Genomic DNA, 17,135 nt, shown 5'->3' with positions numbered 1-17,135 from the left:
GCACGCGGAACCCTTCCCGAGGAGCGACCGATGGCCGACCGCGAGCAGGCAGGCCCGGGCACCCCGATCCGGGTCTTCCTCCTCGACGACCACGAGGTGGTACGGCGCGGGGTGCACGACCTGCTGAACGACGAACCGGACATCACGGTCGTCGGTGAGGCCGCCACCGCCGAGCAGGCCCTGGTCCGCGTCCCCGCCCTGCGCCCGGACGTGGCGGTCCTCGACGTCCGCCTGCCGGACGGCGACGGCGTGAGCGTGTGCCGGGAACTGCGCTCGCGGCTGCCGGAGCTGGGCTGCCTGATGCTGACCTCGTTCGACGACGAGGAGGCACTGCTCGACTCGATCATGGCGGGCGCGTCCGGGTACGTCCTGAAGCAGATCCGGGGCTCGGACCTGGTCTCGGCGGTGCGCACGGTGGCCCGTGGGCAGTCGCTGCTCGATCCGAGCGCCACCACCAGGCTCATGGCCAGACTGCGGGGCGGACAGCCGCAGGAGGAGGAACCGGACGCCCTGCCCGGACTGACCGAGCGGGAGCGGGAGATCCTGGCGCTGATCGGTGAGGGCCTCACCAACCGCCAGATCGGCGAACGGCTGTACCTCGCCGAGAAGACGGTGAAGAACCACATCTCCCGCCTGCTCGCCAAGCTCGGCGTCGAGCGCCGCATCCAGGCCGCCGTCATCGCCACCCAGGCCCAGGACCGGCGGCGCGCCGAGGGACGCTGAGGCCTCCCGTACCGCCCCCTCACCCTGCCCGCTACCGTGGCAGTTGAACGGGCGGCTGGTGGTCGGTGACGGGGGCTGGGAGGTCTGTGTGGGGAGCTGCGAGGATCCTCGCGAGGCGCGGGTGCGGCTTCCGCAGCTGAGGCTGGACGAGCTGCTGGAGGAGTTGCAGGCCCGGCTGGACGCGGCCCGCGGCACCCGGGACCGGGTGCACAGCCTGCTGGAGGCGGTGCTCTCCGTCGGCCGGGAGCTGGAACTGGAGCAGGCGCTGCGCGCCATCGTGGAGGCCGCGGCGGCGCTGGTCGACGCCGAGTACGCGGCACTCGGAGTGATCGGCTCGGACGGCAGGCGGCTGTCGGCGTTCATCACGGTCGGGGTGAGCGACGAGGAGATCGCCCGGATCGGCCCCTTCCCTCAGGGCCACGGCATCCTCGGCGAGCTGATCCGCCACCCCGAGCCGCTGCGGCTGCCGAAGCTCTCCGAGCACGCCTCGTCGTACGGCTTCCCGCCGCACCACCCGCCGATGAACACCTTCCTCGGCGTTCCCATCCGGGTACGCGACCAGGTCTTCGGCAACCTGTACCTGACCGAGAAACGCGGCGGCCTGCAGTTCGACGAGGACGACGAGTCGGTACTGTCGACGCTGGCCGTGGCGGCGGGCGTGGCGATCGACAACGCCCGCCTGTACGAGGAGTCCCGGCTCCGCGAGCGCTGGGTGGAGGCCAACGCGGAGATCACCAGCAGCCTGATGTCCGGCACCGGACAGCACGAGGTCCTCGGGCTGATCGCCGAGCGGGCACGGGAGATCACCGGCGCGGCCCTCGCCGCGGTGGCGATTCCGATGAAGGACACCGACACCCTCGCGGTGGAGCTGGCCATCGGCCGGGAGGCGGAGGCGCACCAGGGGCTGGTGCTGCCCCTGGAGGGCACCCTCACCGGGCAGGCCTTCGCTCTCGGCGCCCCGGTGAGCAGCCCGGACGTCGCGCACGACGCGCGGATCTCGGCCGGGCCGCCCCGGTTCGCCGGCCTGGGCCCGGCCGTGGCCGTTCCCATCGGTGGGGAGGACCGGGTCCGCGGTGTGGTCCTGCTGGCCCGGCAGACGGGCGCGAGCGACTTCTCCGACAAGGAGACGGAGCAGCTGAAGGTCTTCGCCGCACAGGCCGCCGTCGCCATGGAGCTCGCGGAGCGCCGCCGGGACGCCGAGCAGATAGCGCTGCTGGAGGACCGCGACCGGATCGCCCGGGACCTGCACGACCTGGCCATCCAACGGCTGTTCGCCACCGGCATGACGCTCCAGAGCGCGGGCCGGTTCATCCAGCACGCGGAGGCCTCCGAGCGGGTCCTGCGGGCCGTGGACGACCTCGACGAGACCATCAAGATCATCAGGTCGACGATCTTCGGCCTGCGTACCCGTGAGGACGACGAGGCACCCGGGCTGCGGGCCCGCGCGGTGCGGGTGGCCGGCGAGGCCGCGCCGGTGCTGGGCTTCGCGCCCAGCGTCCGGATGGAGGGCCTGCTCGACACCCATGTGCCGCAGGGGACCGCCGACCACATCGTGGCCGTGCTCTCCGAGTCCCTCACCAACATCGCCCGGCACGCCCGCGCCGACCGGGCCGAGGTGGTGCTGGAGACCGACGGCACCGAGGTACGGCTCACGGTCACCGACAACGGCGTCGGCATACCGCCCCGGGGCCGCCGCAGCGGCCTCGCCAACATGACGGAACGGGCCCGGAAGCTGGGCGGCGACATGGAGATCACCACCCCGGAGGGCGGAGGCGCCGGGCTGGTGTGGCACGTGCCCCTGCGGTAGGGACGAGCCACAGGCCACGGTCCTCCCGGCTCACAGCCTCAGGGTGAACCAGGTCGTCTTGCCCTCGTCCGTCGGCCGCACCCCCCAGCTGTCGGCGAGGGTGCGGACCAGGAACAGGCCCCGGCCGGACTCCTCGTCCTCGGACGCGAGGCGGGGCTGGGGAAGGTGCGGGCTGTGGTCGCTGACCTCGACGGTGAGATCGGTGGCGGTCCGGCACAGGCGCAGCCGCAGCGGCCCCTCGGCGTGCTGCACCGCGTTGGTGAGGGTCTCGGACAGCAGCAGGAGGGCGTCGTCGGCCGCCGCGGCGCACTCCCACGAGGTCAGGGTCCGGCTGAGGAACGCCCGCCCGTCGGGAACGGAGGCCGGGGTCGCGGGCAGGTCGGTGGTGACGGCGGCCAGGGGCGCCGCCGGGAGCTGGGCCAGCAGGAGCGTCACGTCGTCGTTGTGACCGTCGGCGTCGGGGAGCAGCTCGGCGAGTACCCGGTCGGCGGCCGCCTCCAGCCCGGTGGCCTGCGGGAAGAAGGTGTCGAGGACGGTGGTGAGTTCACCGATCCGCGCCTCGATGTCGCTGCCGGGCGTCTCGATCAGGCCGTCGGTGTACAGCACGAGCGTGGCGCCGGGCGCCATGGCCGTGCAGGACTGTTCGTAGAGGACGTCGCCCACGCCGAGCGGGGCGTTGACCGGCGTGGGCAGGGCGCGGACGCCCTCCCAGGGGCCGACGACGAGGGTCGGCAGGTGCCCGGCCGAGCAGACCGTCACGGTGCCCGCGTCCGGGGCGATGATCAGGTAGCAGCAGGTGACCAGCTGGTCGGGGACGTCCAGGTCGGTGACGACGGTGTCGAGGGCCTGCATCAGCTGGCGGGGCTGCATGCCCGTCTTGGCGAGCGCGTGCGCGGCCGAACGCAGCTGGCCCATCACGGCGGCCGCCTCCAGCCCTCGGCCCATCACGTCGCCGATGAGGACCCCGACCCGTCCGGCGCCCAGCGGTATCAGGTCGAACCAGTCGCCGCCGACACCGGCACCCTGGGTGGCGGGCCGGTAGCGGCTGGCGGTGTCCAGGCCGGGCAGGGCGGGAGGCGTTCCCATGAGGCTGCGTTGCAGGGTGAGGGCGATGTGCCGCTGCTGCTCCAGCAGGGCCGTGAGCTCGGCCTCCGCGCGCTTGCGGTCGCTGATGTCGCGGACGATCGCGCACGCGCCGACGACCTTGCCCCCGGTGTCCCGGGTCGGCCACAGCGTGACGTCGACGTCCAGCAGCGCGCCGCTCTTGGTGACCCGCAGGGTCTCGAAGTGCTCGACTTTCTCCCCGTGCCGCAGCCGCTTCAGCAGCGCGCAGATGTCGTCCTGGAGTTCGGCCGGGGCGAGCAGGGACACGTGCCGGCCGATGGCCTCCTCGGCCGTGTAGCCGTACAGCCGCCCGGCGGCGGCGTTCCAGTAGGTGATGTACCCGTCGAGGGTCTTGGCGAGGATGGCGTCCTGGGAGGACTCCACGAGCGCGGCGAGTTCGTTGATCCGGGCCTCGGCCGCCTTGCGGTCGCTGACGTCGCGCACGGCCGCCGACACCAGCAGCCCGTCCGTCGTCTCCATGGGGCTGAGGCTGATCTCCACGGGGAACTCGCTGCCGTTCTTGCGCAGCCCGTGCAGTTCCAGACCCGCCCCCATCGGACGCACCTGCCGGTTGGCGGCGTACCCGTCACGGTGTTGGGTGTGGTGGACCCGGAAGCGGTGCGGCACGAGCAACTCGACCGGGCGGCCGAGCAGTTCCTCGCGCCGGTAGCCGAACAGGGCCTCCGTCTGGGCGTTGACCAGCTTGATGATGCCGGTGTCGTCGACGATGACCATGGCGTCCGGCGCCGCCTCCAGCAGCCCGCGGAACCGTTCCTCGGCCGCGGACGGGCCGCCCTGGGGCAACCGGGCACCGCACCGGCACCGCTCCAGCACCGCCGGGTCGGCCGACCGGGCCGGCCCTTCCACGAATGCGTTCATACCCACACCGCCAGGTCGCTCGTGTTGCTGGCGACATCCCAACGCATCCGGGAACCCTCCGCCGTGACTTGTCGCGTCATGTCAGGGCAGTGGTCGGAAATCGCCGGGCGGTGGCCGAACCGTTCCCCTCCTCGTCCCCGGTTGTTCAGATGGGGTCGCCTTTGTCCCGGTGGCCCGAATCCGCGGCCCACTGCCGGTAGGCGGCCACCGCGGTCGGCAGGGTGGGGAAGATCCGGTCCGCCCCGACCGACTCCGTCAGCCCGTACGAGTCGAGGTCCTCGCGCAGGTCCTGCTTGACCCGGGCCAGGGCGAAGACCGTGCCGCGCCGGACCAGCTCGCGGCGCAGCTCGTCCACGGCGTCCAGGGCGGTGATGTCGACGTCGACATTGGCCTCGGTGTTGAGCACGAACCAGTGCACCGGGCCGTCCTGGGCGTCCACCGCGGCCAGCGCCCGGTGCCGGAAGTCCTCGGCGTTGGCGAAGAACAGGGGGGAGTCGTAGCGGTACACCACGAGCCCGGGAATCGTGCGGGCCTGCGGATAGTCACGGACGTCGTGCATGCCCGCGAGGCCGGGCACCAGGCCCTCCACCGCGTCGTGCGGCCGGGCCACCCGCACCAGCAGCACCGCCACCGACAGGCCGACGGCGACCAGCACACCGTAGAGGATGCCGAGCACGAGGACCCCGGCCAGACAGCCGAGCGCCAGCAGCAGTTCGCGGCGGTGGAACGCGGCCAGGCGGCGGAACCCGGCGAGGTCGGTCATCCGGACGGCGGCGTAGACGACGAGCGCGCCGAGCACCGCCGACGGGGTGCGGGACAGCAGCGGGCCGAGGAAGAGCAGCACGGCGAGCACGACCGCACCGGCCACCAGGGAGTACAGCTGACTGCGGGCCCCGGACGAGGAGGCGAGCGCGGTGCGGCTGGCGCTGCTGCTCACCGGGAAGCCGTGCAGCACGCCCGCGCCGAGGTTGGCGGCGCCCAGCGCCAGGAACTCCTGGTCGGGGTCGTGCTCGGGGTCGTCGGGGGCGCGGAAGGCCCGCGCCGTCAGCACGAAGTCCGTGTAGGCGACCAGCAGCACGCCGAGCGCCGGCAGCACCAGCCGCGGCAGCTCGGCCAGGTGCGGCCAGGAGGCCTGGGGCAGGCCCGAGGGGATGGCGCCGATCACCGCGATGCCGTACCGCTGGTCCAGATCGAACGCGGCCACGACCGCCGTGCCGAGCACCAGCACGGCCAGCGGCGGCGGCACGCCCGGGACCACGCGCGGCAGGGTGAACAGCAGGACCAGCGCCGCGACGGAGAACAGGAGCGTCGCCGGATGGACGTGCGGCAGCCCGCGGAGGAAGGACCACAGCTGCGGGAAGAACTCCGTTCCCGTCGTCGGCACCCCGGTCAGCTTGGGCAGCTGGTCCACGGTCATGATGAGCGCCACACCGGCCAGATAGCCCGTCAGGACCGGCCGGGACAGCAGATCCGCGAGGAAGCCGAGCCGTGCCACCCAGGCCACCAGGCACAGCAGCCCGACGGTCACCGCGAGCGCGGCCGCCAGCGTGGCGTACCGGCCCGCGTTCCCGGCCGCCAGCGGGCCCACGACGGACGCCGTCATCAGCGCGGTCGTCGACTCGGGACCCACGGACAGCAGCCGCGACGAACCCAGCGGCGCGTACAGGGCGAGCGCGGGCAGGATCGCCCACAGCCCGGTCACCGGCGGCAGTCCGGCCACGGCCGCGTACGCCATCACCTGCGGCACCAGGTACGCGGCCACGGTCACACCGGCCAGCAGGTCACCGTGCAGCCAGGCACGGCGGTAGCCGGCCAGGATCGCGATCCCGGGCGCCAGGCGGCGCAGCCGGGCGGTGTGCCCGCCCGTGCTCGTGGACATGGGCCTCCTCCCGACGTGTCCGCTTCAGCATCCACCGGCGGCGACGCCCCCGGGATGGGCCGACCGGTCCCGTCTTCCGCCTCGCCCCGCCTCCGTAGGGCCGTTCGGCTCGCCGCGGGGACCTGCGGACCCTGCCCGGCGGCCGCGCGAGGCGGAAGGCTGTGAGTGACCCGACAACAGGAGGTGGACATCATGTCCCGCACCATCACCGTCGGCCTCGACGGCTCCCCCGAGAGCCGGGCCGCCGCCGAGTGGGCGGCCCGCGAGGCCCGGCTGCGTGGTCTGCCGCTGCGGCTGGTGCACGTGTGGGAGCCGGTGCCGGAACCCATGGCGCAGGCCCCGCTGGTCGGCGCCGAGACGCGGCAGCACTGGAGCGACAGGCTGCCGCGGGAGACGGCCGAGGGGCTGCGGCTGCGCCACCCCGGTGTGGAGGTCACCGCGGAGCATCGCGCCGGCGGCCCGGCGGACGTGCTCACGACCGAGGCCGGCGGTGCCGAACTGCTGGTGCTCGGCTCTCGCGGGCTGAGCGGTGTCGGCGGCTTCCTGGTCGGTTCCGTCGGGCAGGCGGTCGTCGCGTGTGCCGAGCGGCCCGTGGTGCTGGTGCGGGCCGGGGAACAGGCCGCCGACGAGCATGAGAAGGACCCCGCCGGCATTCCGTCCGCCGCGACGCCGTACCGGCCCGTCGTGCTCGGTGTGGACCTCGCCGCCCCGGACGACACCGTCTTCGCGTTCGCCTTCGAGGAGGCCGTCCGGCGCGGGACGTCCGTGCGGGCCGTGTACGCCCGGCCGCTGCCGGCGTACTACGCCTACGGAGTGGTCGCGGACCTCGTCTTCGACGAGGAACTCGCCGACCGGAGCAAGGCCGCGCTGAGCGGCGTACTACAGCCCTGGCGCCACAAGTACCCCTCCGTGGAGGTCGTCGAGGACAGCGGGACCGGAAGCGCCTCGGCGCGGCTGGTCGACGCCTCGCACGACGCGTCCCTGGTCGTCGTGGGCCGCCGTACCCGCCGTGCCCCGCTCGGCTCGCACGTCGGCCCCGTCGCCCACGCCGTCCTGCACCACGCCACCGCACCGGTCGCCGTCGTCCCGCACGACTGACCGGGGGCGGGGTTCACAGGCCGGCCGAGTGGTCGGGAACATAGGTCTGCAGATCACGCGGCGGACGCTGGTACCCGGTGGGCGCCGGCCGCTCGGGCAGTTCGAGCACCGGCGGTGGCACGTCGTGGTAGGGGACGGACGCCAGCAGGTGGGCCATCATGTTCAGCCGCGCCCGGTGCTTGTCGTCGCTCTCGACGATGTACCAGGGCGCCTCGGCGATGTCGGTGTGCACCAGCATCTCGTCCTTGGCCCGCGAGTACGCCTCCCAGTGGGTGATCGACTCCAGGTCCATCGGAGACAGCTTCCAGCGCCGCAGCGGATCATCCAGCCGGCGCCGGAAGCGGGCCTGCTGCACCGCGTCGCTCACCGAGAACCAGTACTTGCGCAGCAGGATCCCGTCCTCCACCAGCATCCGCTCGAAGATCGGGCACTGGCGCAGGAACAGCTGGTGCTCCTCCTTGGTGCAGAAGCCCATGACGTGTTCGACACCGGCGCGGTTGTACCAGGACCGGTCGAACAGCACGATCTCCCCGGCGGCCGGCAGATGCTCGACGTACCGCTGGAAGTACCACTGGGTGCGCTCCCGCTCGGTCGGCTTGGGCAGCGCGGCGATGCGGGCGACACGGGGGTTGAGGTGCTCGGTGACCCGTTTGATCGTGCCGCCCTTGCCGGCCGCGTCCCGTCCCTCGAAGACGACGACCAGCCGGGCGCCCTGCGCCCGCACCCACTCCTGGAGCCTCACCAGTTCCGTCTGCAGCCGCAGAAGTTCACTCTCGTATGTCTTGCGGGGCAGCCCCGCCGCCTTCTTCTCGGCCATGCGGCCCATTCTCCGCTCGGCCTCGCGTTCCGGCAGGTCACTGCCAATCGCTCCACACCGATCCGGTGCTCAGGTCGCACTCGACGTCGACCACGCCCTCGACGGCGCGCACCATCCGGGCGGCGACGGGCACCAGCGAGCTGTCACGGATCCGGCCGGTGAGGGTGACGACGCCGTCGTGGACCCGCACCCCGATCGGTTCGAGGGGAGCCGGGAAGAGACGGTCGACGACCTCGCGGCGCACCTCGTCGGCGATGTCCTCCTCACCGCGCAGGAAGACCTTCAGCAGGTCGGAGCGGCTGACGACTCCTTCGAGGAGGCCTTCGTCGTTGATGACGGGCAGCCGCTTGACCTTGCGCCGAGCCATGATGCGCGCGGCCTCGGCGAGCGGGGCGCGCGCGTGCACGGTGACGGCCGGCGCGGACATCAGCTCACCCGCGCAGAGCGCTCCGGCCTTGGCGAGGTCGTCGAGGCGCCGGCGCTGGGTGAACCGGTCGGGGTCGCTGTCGCGGAACTCCTCCTTGGGCAGCAGGTCGGCCTCGGAGACGACGCCGACGACGCGGCCCTCGCCCTCCAGCACGGGCAGGGCGCTGACCTTCCACTCGTCCATGAGCTGGACGATGTCCTTGAACGGGGCGTCGCGGCCCACCGCGACGACGGTGTGCGTCATCACGTCGCTGACGGTGTACGGGCTGCTGGGCATGTCTCCTCCCGAGGATGAGAAGGGGCACGGCGCGGGCCGGTCAGAACCGGCTGCCGCTTCCGTAGGGGGCGTAGAGGTCGAGGAGCCGCATACGGGTGGAGTGGAGGCGGTGGGCGGTCACCTGGCCGACCCAGACGGCTATGGCGCGCCCGAACTCGGGGTCGTCGGCGCACATCGAGCGTACGGCTTCGGCGTCGAACTCCCAGGCGCGTACGGGGCTGGTGGCCTCGGCGCCCAGCTGCCAGACATGGGGCGGGAAGTGCCAGGACCAGCCGACGAGTTCGCCGTGGCCGAGGGTCTCGATGAGGGCGGAGCGGCGGCCGGGGACGTGCATGTCGAGGGTGACGGTGCCGGTGCGCAGGATCCAGAACCGGTCGGCGCGCCGGCCCTCTTCGAACAGGCGGGTGCCGATGGGGAAGGAGACTTCGCGGGCGACGTGCATCAGGCGTTCCCGGTGGCCGGCCGGGAGTGCCGCGGTCAGAGTGGTGGTGGAGGTCATCGTTCCGGCTCCTTTCGTGCCCGCCGCCACGGCCGGACGGCGCAGCGTCGTGGGGCTGCTGACTCCAGCCTCCGCCGGGACGGCGCCGGGCACCACGGGCCGCCCGGTCCTGGCGCCGGGGCCGATCGGCCCAGGCGCGGATGCCGACGGCGGCGCGCAACCGGCCGGCCGGCGGCCCGCCGGGCGGCGAGCGGGCCGATGCCGAGGGACCGCGCGGGCTCCGGCGGGGCCGAACGGCCCTCACCACCGCGCCCCGGCGCGTGCGACGGTGGCAGTGGAGTCCCGTGCTGCACGCCGTGGCAGCCCGGCGAAAGGCGGTGAGCCCGATGGTGGAACTGCCCGTGGTCGTGGGCGTGGACGGATCGGAGTCCAGCCTGGCGGCGGTCGACTGGGCGGTGGACGAGGCCGCCCGCCGCGGGCTCCCGCTGCGGCTGGTGTACGCCTCCCTCTGGGAGCGCTACGAGGGCACCGTGCCGGCGGGCAGCCGGGAACGCCCCTCCGAGCAGGTGATGGCCGAGCACGTCGTCGCCGCGGCGGCGGAGCGGGCCCGGGTACGCAACCCGGACGTGAAGGCGACCACCGACATCCTGCCCCAGGAGGCGGCGGACGCCCTGCTGCACGAAGGCGACAGCGCCTTCGCCCTGGTGACGGGGACACGCGGCCGGGGCGGGATCAAGGGCCTGCTGCTCGGCTCGGTCGGTCTGACCGTGGCCGCCCGCGCCCACTGCCCGGTGATCGTCGTCCGCGGGGACCGGGCCGGCCTGGCAGGCACCCATGAGCGTGTCCTGCTCGGCGTCGCAGACCCGGCGACCGGCGACGCCGTGCGCTTCGCCGTCCAGGAGGCCGAGGCACGCGGATGCGTCCTCGACGCCGTATGCGCCTGGCGCCGCCCCGCGCACCGCGGCGCCGACCACCTCCTGCTCGCCGGGGAGCCCGCGCACCGGCACGAGCAGGAGGCCTCCGACCTGCTCGACACGCTGCTCGACGACGCGAGCGCCGGCCATCCGGACCTCCGTGTGCGCCGCACCACGGTGGAGGGCCCGGCCCGGAAGGTGCTCGTGGACCGCTCGGCCGCCGCCGACATCGTCGTCATCGGCGCCCGCCGCCGGCACCACTACTTCGGGCTCCAGCTCGGCCGGGTCGCGCACACACTGCTGCACCACGCCCATTGCCCGGTGGCGGTCGTACCGCCGCGGCCGTCCACCGCGGACGTCCCGGACGTCGCGGACGACACCGGCGACACCGGAGACACATCGCGATGAGACCGGCGGCGAAGGTACGGGTACTCGGAGACACATCCGCAGCACGGCCCGAGGAGTGGGTGACCATGGCCGAACGGCAGGGCGACCTCGGACGCCGCATCGAACGGCGGCGCACGGAACTGGGGCTCACCCGGGAGGAGGTGGCCCTCCGGGCCGGCATGGCCCCCGGCTACCTCGCGCACCTGGAGGAGCACAGCACCGCGGCACCGGATTCGGGCACCCTGCTCAGGCTGGCCGGGGCGCTGCGCACCAGCCTCACGGAGCTCGGCGGCGGCCACGTCGACCTGCCGCCCGGCACCGGGCACGCCGCCCGCGCTCCGCGCCTGAGCGAACTGGCCGAGCAGGAGTGCCGCAGGCTGCTGTCGACGCACGGCGTGGGCAGGCTCGCGGTCTCCACCGAACAGGCACCCGTCGTCGTCCCCGTCAACTACAGCGTCGTCGACGACGCCATCGTCTTCCGGACCGAGCCGGGCTCCGTGCCCGCCCAGGGGATCGGCCACGAGGTCGCCTTCGAGGTCGACCGCGTCGACGACGCGCTGAGCCAGGGCTGGAGCGTCCTGGTGCGCGGCCCCGCCGACACGGTGACCGACCCCGACGACGTACGCCGTCTCGCCGAACGCGCCTACAGCACGCCGTGGGCCGGAGGCGAGCGTGACGTCTGGGTACGCATCGAGATCGCCGCCCTCACCGGCCGCCGCATCGACGTCCGGTGACCGTGCGGGCCCGGCGGATCCCCCGGAAGGCCTCCCCGGCCCTCGTGCCGACGGCCGCGCGGTGGTTCCATGGAAAGTGCGGAAAGGGCCTCCATCGGACGCGGGGAAGCGGCCACGGGCCGCGCACCGCGCAATCAGGATCCGCGAGAAGCGGGTGTGGTCCTTTCCGCCTCGCGGATCACTACGCCCCATCCTTTGCCTGGGGCACCACGATGACCGGGCAGGCCGCGTGCTGGGCACAGCGGTGGGTGACCGAGCCCAGCATCGCCCGGACGAAACCGCCCCGTCCACGGCGGCCCACGACGAGCACCGCCGCACCCTCCGAGGCCCGGATCAGCACCTCGGAGGGGTCGCCCTCCACCAGCCGTTCCTCCAGGCCCGCGGGACGCCCGTCCGGGAAGACCGTGTGCAGCTCGTGCGTGAACCGCTCCCGTGCCTGTTGCAGGTCGAAGTCGGGATCGATCGCGGGCCCGCTCCAGCCGACGTCCGACGGTGTGTCCCAGGCGAGGACCGCCTCCACGACGCCGCCGACGGTCTGCGCGTACCGCACCGCCCAGCGCAGCGCCGCATACGACGACGGGGAACCGTCCACGCCCACCACCACCCGGGGTACCGCCTCAGGGCGTTCCATGGCCACCTCGCTCAGCAGTCGTTGTCCCTACGTCCACGCTGCCCGGCCTCGCCTGCCCGCGCCAGCCGGAGGGAGACCACCGCCATGACGGAACGGGTCTGGGAGTACGTCGGTTACGACCCCGCCGACGAGCCGCTCAGGGAGTCGCTGTGCACGCTGGGCAACGGGTACTTCGCCACCCGCGGGGCGCTCCCGGAATGCACGGCCGACGGCGTGCACTACCCGGGCACCTATGTCGCGGGGTGCTACAACCGGCTCACCTCCCAGGTCTCGGGCCGCGGAGTCGAGAACGAGGACATCGTCAACCTCCCCAACTGGCTCCCCCTCCGCTTCCGGCGAGCCGGCGGACCATGGTGCACCCCCGACACGGCGCCGGTGCCGGAGCACCGCCTCGTGCTGCGTCCGGCGTCCGGGATCCTGGAGCGCCGGACCAGGTTCGCCCTGGGCGAGGGCTGCGAACTCGCGGTGCGGCAGCAGCGGTTCGTGCACATGGCGGATCCGCACCTGGCCGCCCTGCGCACCGAGTTCGCCGTCGAGGGCGACCCGGTCGACCTGGACGTGGAGGCGGCCCTGGACGGCGCCGTCACCAACGCCGGTGTGCCGCGCTACCGGGGCCTGGACGGCCGTCACCTCACCCACGTGCACACCGGCGACGCCGGCCCCGGCACCGTGTGGCTGCGCTGCCGCACCCGTACCTCGGACATCCGGATCGGCATGGCGGCCCGCCTGACCGCCGACGCGCCGGCCGTCGCCGAGCACGAGCCGCGGCGGGCTGTCCAGCGCATGCGCCTGGCCCTGGTTCCCGGCCGGACCGTCACCGTCGACAAGACCGTCGCCCTGCACACCTCCCGCGACCCCGCCATCAGCGACCCGCTGTGGGCCGCGACCGACCGGGTGCGGCGCGCGCCCGGCTTCGACGAGCTGCTCGCGGCGCACCGCACGGCCTGGGACCAGCTGTGGCGCCGGGCCGACATCGACGTACCGGGGGAGCCGGGCGGCATTCTGCGGCTGCACCTGTTCCACGTGCTCCAGACGCTCTCCCCGCACACCGCCGACCTGGACGTGGGAGTACCGGCGCGGGGCCTGCACGGCGAGGCCTACCGCGGCCATGTCTTCTGGGACGAGCTGTTCGTCCTGCCGTATCTGAACCTGCACTTCCCGGAGGTCTCCCGTGCCCTGCTCCGCTACCGCCACCGCCGCCTGGAGCAGGCCTGCTCGGCCGCGCGGGCGATCGGCCGGCGCGGGGCGTCGTACCCGTGGCAGAGCGGCAGCGACGGACGCGAGGAGAGCCAGCGGCTGCACCTCAACCCGCGCTCGGGACGCTGGCTGCCCGACCACTCCTGGCTCCAGCACCACGTGGGCTCGGCGATCGCGTACAACGTGTGGCAGTACTGCGAGGCGAGCGGTGACGCGGAGTTCCTGCACACCAAGGGCGCCGAGATGCTGCTCCAGATCGCACGGTTCTGGGCCGACTCGGCCGTCTACGACGAACGCCTGCGACGGCACCGCATCCGGGGCGTGATGGGCCCCGACGAGTACCACGACGCCTACCCGGAAGCGCCGGAGGCCGGCCTCGACGACAACGCGTACACCAATGTCACGGCCGCCTGGGTGCTGACCCGCACGCTGGAGGTGCTGGACGGCCTGCCCGAACCACGCCGGCGTGAACTGGCCGAGCGCACCGGACTGGACGACGCCGAGCTCCAGCGGTGGCAGGACGTCTCCCGCACGCTGCACGTGCCCTTCCACGACGGCGTCATCAGCCAGTTCGAGGGCTACCGCGACCTCGCCGAACTCGACTGGGAGGACTACCGGAAGCGGTACGGCGACATCCGCCGCCTGGACCGGATCCTGGAGGCGGAGGGCGACACCGTCAACCGCTACAAGGCCTCCAAGCAGGCCGACGCGCTGATGCTCGGTTACCTCTTCTCACCCGCCGAACTCCAGGCCGTCTTCCGCCGCCTCGGTTACCGCCTGGGGGAGGACACCTGGGCGCGCACGGTGGACTACTACCTGGACCGCACCAGCCACGGCTCCACCCTCAGCGGCCTGGTCCACGGCTGGGTCCTCGCCCGGGCCCGGCGCGCCGACGCGTGGACGTACTGCCAGGACGCCCTCCGCGGCGACATCGCGGACCTCCAGGGCGGCACCACCGGCGAGGGGATACACCTGGGCGCCATGGCCGGCACCCTCGACCTCGTGCAGCGCGGGCTGACCGGACTGGAGACCCGCGAAGGGACGCTGTGGCTCGACCCGGTGCCGCTGCCGGAGCTCTCCTCGTACGGCTTCGCCATCCGCTACCGGGGGCACTGGGGCGTACGACTGCGGCTGGAGCGTGGCCTGCTGGAGATCACCGTGCCGCCGTCGGACCGCTCCCCGATCGACGTCCGGGCGGTCGGCCGGCCCGGCGGGACCGTCCGCGTTCGGCCCGGAGAGACATGCCGCCTGGTCACGCCCGTGTGAACCCGACGCCCACCGGAAGAGGGCGTGCACCGGCGCGGCGTGGCCCGACCCTCGGTGCGACAATGGGCACGTGGGGGCCCGGCCCTGGGATGGGACGTGCATATGGGCGTCAGCGGCGCTCTCGGCAGTGCAGATCCGGCCGATCCGTTCGACATCGAGTCCGCGGCCGTGGTGGTCACCGATGCCGATCAGCAGATCGTCTCCTGGAGCCCCGGAGCCGAGCGCCTGATCGGCTACCCGGCCCGTGACGTGGTCGGACAGCCGGTGGCATCCGTCATGGCGGACGGGAACCTCGCCGCCGCCGTCTCCGGGCTGCGGCGCACGGACCGCGGCTGGACCGGCGTGCTCGCCGCCCGGCACCGCGCCGGCCACGCCGTCGAGCTCTCTATCCGCATGTGCCCCCTCGTCGGCGCCGACGGCCACCACGGCTGGCTCGTCGTCGCCTGCGACGTCAGGGACCGGCTGGAGTACGAGTTCTTCGACGCGGTCGCGCGCGGCCTGCTCGTGCGGTCCCCCCTCGGAATCGCCGTACTGGACACCGAACTGCGCTGGAAATGGGGCAACCGCGCGCTGGCCGAGATGGAGGGGGGCCGGCCGGACGACGCCGCTTCGCCCGGCACCATCACCGGCGCCGGTGAGCCGGCGTTCCTCGGCGACCGTCATGCCAGGCGCGCGCTCATCACCGGGCAGCCCCAGGTGACCCTGGACCACGCGCCGCCCCGCCCCGCCATGGCCCGCCGGACCAGGGAACGGAACTTCAGGTTGCGTTCCTTCTTTCCCGTGCGGGACGCCGAGGGCGAGACGCTGGGCATCTGCCTCGTCGCCCTCCACGCCACCGGCCAGGACACGGCACGCGACCGGCTGACCCTGCTGAACGAGGCCAGTGAACACATCGGGACCACCCTCGACCTCGAACGGACGGTGCAGGAACTGGCGGAGGTCGTGGTGCCGCGCGTCGCCGACTTCGTGGCGATCGACCTCCTGGACGAAGTACGACTGGACGAAGGACGCACGGAGGCGGGGCGGCCCGGAGGACCCGGGCACGGCGATCCGACGCTGCACCGGGCCGCCCATCTGTCGATCCAGGAGGACCATCCCGAAGTGGTGGTGCAGATCGGCGCCGCCACCCGCTACCCGGCGCGGTCCCCGCAGGAACGCTGCCTGGCCACCGGGAAGCCCATCCTCGAGGTCGTCAGCGCCGCCACCTCGTGGCTCGTCGACGACTCCCAGCGCTGGACGAAACTCCTCCGGCTCGGCGTGCACACGCACCTGGTCGTCCCGCTGCGGGCCCGCGGCATCACCATGGGAGTGGTGACCCTGCTGCGCTGGAAGAACCCCGACCCGTTCGACGAGGACGATCTGCTCCTCGTCGAGGAACTGGTGGCGCGGGCCGCCGTGTGCGTCGACAACGCCCGGCGTTTCGCCCGGCAGCACCAGGCCGCGCTCACCCTCCAGACCAGCCTGCTGCCGCCCGATCTGCCCCGGCACAACGCGGTCGAGGTCGCCTACCGCTATCTGCCCGCCGACACCGAGGCGGGGGTGGGCGGCGACTGGTTCGACGTCATCCCGCTCTCCGGCGCCAGGGTCGCGCTCGTCGTGGGAGACGTCGTCGGCCACGGGCTGCACGCAGCGGCCAGCATGGGGCGGCTGCGGGCCGCCGTCCAGACGCTGGCCGATCTGGACCTGCCCCCGGACGAACTGCTGACCCATGTCGACGACCTGGTCATGCGTCTGTCGGACGAGGCCGAAGCCGCCGCGCAGGGCCCGGTCGTCGTCGGCGCGACCTGTGTGTACGCCGTCTACGACCCCGTCACCCGCACCATCGTGGTGGCGCGCGCCGGGCATCCGAGCCCGGCGATCGCCCACCTGAGCGAGCCGGTCGAGTTCCCCGACATCCCCGCCGGGCCGCCCCTGGGACTCGGTGGCCTCCCGTTCGAGTCGGCCGAGATCACGGTGGAGGAGGGGAGCATCATCGCGCTCTACACCGACGGCCTGATCGAGGCCTCGGACCGGGACGTCGACGTGGGGATGGAGCGCCTGTGCTTCACCCTGGCCCACCCCGACCGGCCGCTCGAGGAACTGTGCGACATCATGGTCCGCACGCTGCTGCCGGAACGCCCGCGCGACGACGTCGCCTTCCTCATCGCGCGGACCCACGCGCTCAGCCCCGACCGCGTCGTCTCCTGGGACGTCCCCGCGGACCCTTCGGCGGTGCACGTGGCCAGGAACAACGCCGCCCGCCAGCTCGCCCAGTGGGGCCTCGACGAGGTGGCGTTCACCACGGAACTGATCGTGAGCGAACTGGTGACCAACGCCATCAAGCACGCGTACGGGCCGATCAGGCTGCGGCTCATCCACGAGCGCGCCCTGATCTGCGAGGTCTCGGACGCCAGCCACACCTCCCCGCACCTGCGGGGGGCGCGCATCACCGACGAGGGCGGGCGGGGTCTGTTCCTGGTCGCCCAGGTCGCCCAGCGCTGGGGCACCCGCCACACATCCGACGGCAAGACGATCTGGACGGAGCAACAACTGCCCGACGGTACGTGACTCCGCCGGA

13 protein-coding genes are annotated in these 17,135 nt (G+C 73.2%); 7 read left to right on the top strand and 6 right to left on the bottom strand.

Going from position 1 to position 17,135, the window contains the following annotated elements; genetic code table 11:
• Positions 1-30: 30 nt before the first annotated feature.
• Both ABZ915_RS02705 and ABZ915_RS02700 read left to right on the top strand, forming a co-directional pair.
• Complete coding sequence (locus tag ABZ915_RS02705; RefSeq protein ID WP_361794594.1) at positions 31-723, top strand: response regulator transcription factor; 693 nt, start codon at positions 31-33, stop codon at positions 721-723.
• Positions 724-811: 88 nt separating this feature from the next.
• On the top strand, positions 812-2,530 hold the full coding sequence (locus ABZ915_RS02700) for a GAF domain-containing sensor histidine kinase (RefSeq protein WP_361795768.1): 1,719 nt from the start codon (positions 812-814) through the stop codon (positions 2,528-2,530).
• A 30-nt stretch (positions 2,531-2,560) separates the two neighbouring features.
• On the opposite strand, the gene ABZ915_RS02695 is transcribed toward ABZ915_RS02700, so the two are convergent.
• Positions 2,561-4,513, bottom strand: a complete 1,953-nt coding sequence (locus tag ABZ915_RS02695) for a PAS domain S-box protein (protein ID WP_361794591.1) — start codon at positions 4,511-4,513, stop codon at positions 2,561-2,563.
• 145 nt (positions 4,514-4,658) lie between these two features.
• A complete protein-coding gene (gene sulP, locus ABZ915_RS02690; protein ID WP_361794588.1) occupies positions 4,659-6,392 on the bottom strand; it encodes a sulfate permease in 1,734 nt (577 codons plus the stop codon).
• 192 nt (positions 6,393-6,584) lie between these two features.
• Here sulP and ABZ915_RS02685 point away from each other — a divergent pair, with 192 nt between their 5' ends.
• Complete coding sequence (locus ABZ915_RS02685; protein ID WP_361794585.1) at positions 6,585-7,490, top strand: universal stress protein; 906 nt, start codon at positions 6,585-6,587, stop codon at positions 7,488-7,490.
• 13 nt (positions 7,491-7,503) lie between these two features.
• On the opposite strand, the gene ppk2 is transcribed toward ABZ915_RS02685, so the two are convergent.
• Genes ppk2 through ABZ915_RS02670 form a run of 3 tightly spaced genes read right to left on the bottom strand, consistent with a single transcriptional unit; the run spans position 7,504 to position 9,509 of the window.
• Complete coding sequence (gene ppk2 / locus ABZ915_RS02680; RefSeq protein ID WP_361794582.1) at positions 7,504-8,307, bottom strand: polyphosphate kinase 2; 804 nt, start codon at positions 8,305-8,307, stop codon at positions 7,504-7,506.
• Between the two features lie 37 nt (positions 8,308-8,344).
• Complete coding sequence (locus tag ABZ915_RS02675) at positions 8,345-9,010, bottom strand: CBS domain-containing protein (RefSeq protein ID WP_361794579.1); 666 nt, start codon at positions 9,008-9,010, stop codon at positions 8,345-8,347.
• A gap of 40 nt (positions 9,011-9,050) precedes the next feature.
• Entirely contained in the window at positions 9,051-9,509 is a 459-nt protein-coding gene (locus ABZ915_RS02670; RefSeq protein WP_361794576.1) for a cyclic nucleotide-binding domain-containing protein, read from the bottom strand.
• Between the two features lie 326 nt (positions 9,510-9,835).
• Here ABZ915_RS02670 and ABZ915_RS02665 point away from each other — a divergent pair, with 326 nt between their 5' ends.
• Complete coding sequence (locus tag ABZ915_RS02665) at positions 9,836-10,771, top strand: universal stress protein (protein ID WP_361794573.1); 936 nt, start codon at positions 9,836-9,838, stop codon at positions 10,769-10,771.
• 65 nt (positions 10,772-10,836) lie between these two features.
• The gene (locus ABZ915_RS02660; RefSeq protein ID WP_361794570.1) at positions 10,837-11,484 is read left to right on the top strand and encodes a pyridoxamine 5'-phosphate oxidase family protein; all 648 of its coding nucleotides are present in this window, start codon (positions 10,837-10,839) and stop codon (positions 11,482-11,484) included.
• A 181-nt stretch (positions 11,485-11,665) separates the two neighbouring features.
• Here the strand turns inward: ABZ915_RS02660 and ABZ915_RS02655 are convergent, their stop codons facing one another.
• Entirely contained in the window at positions 11,666-12,115 is a 450-nt protein-coding gene (locus tag ABZ915_RS02655; RefSeq protein WP_361794567.1) for a universal stress protein, read from the bottom strand.
• Between the two features lie 84 nt (positions 12,116-12,199).
• On the opposite strand from ABZ915_RS02655, the gene ABZ915_RS02650 reads away from it, so the two are divergent.
• Together ABZ915_RS02650 and ABZ915_RS02645 are read left to right on the top strand one after the other, a co-directional pair.
• The gene (locus ABZ915_RS02650) at positions 12,200-14,578 is read left to right on the top strand and encodes a glycosyl hydrolase family 65 protein (protein WP_361794564.1); all 2,379 of its coding nucleotides are present in this window, start codon (positions 12,200-12,202) and stop codon (positions 14,576-14,578) included.
• 102 nt (positions 14,579-14,680) lie between these two features.
• Positions 14,681-17,125 carry a SpoIIE family protein phosphatase gene (locus ABZ915_RS02645; RefSeq protein WP_361794561.1) on the top strand — a complete coding sequence of 815 codons (2,445 nt, stop codon included), beginning with the start codon at positions 14,681-14,683 and terminating at the stop codon, positions 17,123-17,125.
• Positions 17,126-17,135: the final 10 nt, after the last annotated feature.

It is taken from the genome of Streptomyces sp. NPDC046915 (genome assembly GCF_040644935.1).
Taxonomy (GTDB): Bacteria; Actinomycetota; Actinomycetes; order Streptomycetales; family Streptomycetaceae; genus Streptomyces.
Note: the sequence above shows the minus strand (reverse complement) of the source record. Positions and strands in the feature narration are given on the sequence as shown.

Excerpts from the sequence above, each read along its gene's own strand:
- ABZ915_RS02670 (WP_361794576.1), bottom strand. The coding sequence starts at position 9,509 with ATGACCTCCACCACCACTCTGACCGCGGCACTCCCGGCCGGCCACCGG.
- ABZ915_RS02685 (WP_361794585.1), top strand. The coding sequence starts at position 6,585 with ATGTCCCGCACCATCACCGTCGGCCTCGACGGCTCCCCCGAGAGCCGG.
- ABZ915_RS02675 (WP_361794579.1), bottom strand. The coding sequence starts at position 9,010 with ATGCCCAGCAGCCCGTACACCGTCAGCGACGTGATGACGCACACCGTC.
- ABZ915_RS02650 (WP_361794564.1), top strand. The coding sequence starts at position 12,200 with ATGACGGAACGGGTCTGGGAGTACGTCGGTTACGACCCCGCCGACGAG.
- ABZ915_RS02665 (WP_361794573.1), top strand. The coding sequence starts at position 9,836 with ATGGTGGAACTGCCCGTGGTCGTGGGCGTGGACGGATCGGAGTCCAGC.
- ABZ915_RS02645 (WP_361794561.1), top strand. The coding sequence starts at position 14,681 with ATGGGCGTCAGCGGCGCTCTCGGCAGTGCAGATCCGGCCGATCCGTTC.
- ABZ915_RS02695 (WP_361794591.1), bottom strand. The coding sequence starts at position 4,513 with ATGAACGCATTCGTGGAAGGGCCGGCCCGGTCGGCCGACCCGGCGGTG.
- ABZ915_RS02655 (WP_361794567.1), bottom strand. The coding sequence starts at position 12,115 with ATGGAACGCCCTGAGGCGGTACCCCGGGTGGTGGTGGGCGTGGACGGT.
- ppk2 (WP_361794582.1), bottom strand. The coding sequence starts at position 8,307 with ATGGCCGAGAAGAAGGCGGCGGGGCTGCCCCGCAAGACATACGAGAGT.
- ABZ915_RS02660 (WP_361794570.1), top strand. The coding sequence starts at position 10,837 with ATGGCCGAACGGCAGGGCGACCTCGGACGCCGCATCGAACGGCGGCGC.
- ABZ915_RS02705 (WP_361794594.1), top strand. The coding sequence starts at position 31 with ATGGCCGACCGCGAGCAGGCAGGCCCGGGCACCCCGATCCGGGTCTTC.
- sulP (WP_361794588.1), bottom strand. The coding sequence starts at position 6,392 with ATGTCCACGAGCACGGGCGGGCACACCGCCCGGCTGCGCCGCCTGGCG.